The sequence below is a fragment of the Psychrobacter sp. HII-4 genome (assembly GCF_904846595.1).
In the GTDB taxonomy this organism is placed as follows: Bacteria; Pseudomonadota; Gammaproteobacteria; order Pseudomonadales; family Moraxellaceae; genus Psychrobacter; species Psychrobacter celer.
Window position 1 is genome coordinate 1 of the sequence record NZ_CAJHBJ010000098.1, and the last position, 1,084, is coordinate 1,084.

The window sequence follows — 1,084 nt, forward strand, 5'->3', positions numbered from 1 at the left end:
TAGCAGCATCAGCCTTTACAGGCACACGATTACTGGCAGGATCAAAGGCAAACACTTCGGTGATGCCCGTATGGTTTTGATAGTCGGTGAGCTTGTGTTCGGTGAGACGACCTTGGGCGTCATACTGATACTGGTGATTACGCTTAAACGACTGAGTGCTCTTATTGCTTTGCTCAAGTAGACTATAGTCAATTCTAAATAAAACAGATACATCATATGTCAACGTGGAACTGGTATAAATTTTCCTTGCGTGCTGTGCCTGCGCCGACAGAGGCTGCGTAAAATTTATCCCAGTCCCACTGTATCGCTTTTATACGGAACTCACTATATTACCCGTTAGGTGCGTCAATTGTCCTAAGGCGTCATAGTTATTCTAAAATCAGTAAATAAATACTCTAAAGCCAAAATGTAGTTCAGTGTATTCAAATTATATACTTGTAGCTAAATTTGTCGAAATATATATTCCAATTAAATTAAATATTAATAGTAATATTGATATAATGAACAATTTATTTTTTATCATTAACTCACTGGCTTTATAAATACCAAGCAAACATAAAAAATATATAATAGCTAATATAAAATATTGAGGAAGCCACTTGCTCATAAGCAGACTGGTTATTGGTAAAGCAAGCGGCGAAAGTGATGCCATTACAAATTCAGTCTTAGAAATTATAAATATCTCGGAAAATTGATAGGTTAGTGTTTTATCTAACAAGTCTTGATATAAAAATACCAACGGCTTTCTAAATAAAAATAAAATAATCGTTATAGCATAACTATACCCATAAGCTTGAGCAAATATCTTTATATCCGTTTTTTTGTTAGTGTTTTTCATAAAAATTATTCACTTTAAATTATAAAGGAGAAGTAGGGATCTTATTCAGTTCATCAATACGTTTTTGCTTTGGGTTTCTCTGGTAAAATCTTTGAGTGGCTTTTTTAGATTCTTCTGAAATATAGTTAAATCTTTATAAAATCGATACAGCCCATATCATGAAACAGTTTAGGTAAATTATTCTCCATCCACCCTTGGCGCAGAAACTTAGCCTGTGCCCACTTCTTCTCGATAGGGTTCAAATCA

2 protein-coding genes are annotated in these 1,084 nt (G+C 33.9%); both read right to left on the reverse strand.

Features of this window, described 5'->3' with window-relative positions:
- Positions 1-223: hypothetical protein (locus JMX98_RS13895; RefSeq protein WP_201587412.1), on the reverse strand; the 223-nt coding region annotated here is incomplete at its 3' end.
- Between the two features lie 204 nt (positions 224-427).
- Positions 428-838 carry a hypothetical protein gene (locus JMX98_RS13900; RefSeq protein ID WP_201587414.1) on the reverse strand — a complete coding sequence of 137 codons (411 nt, stop codon included), beginning with the start codon at positions 836-838 and terminating at the stop codon, positions 428-430.
- Between the last annotated feature and the right edge of the window lie 246 nt (positions 839-1,084).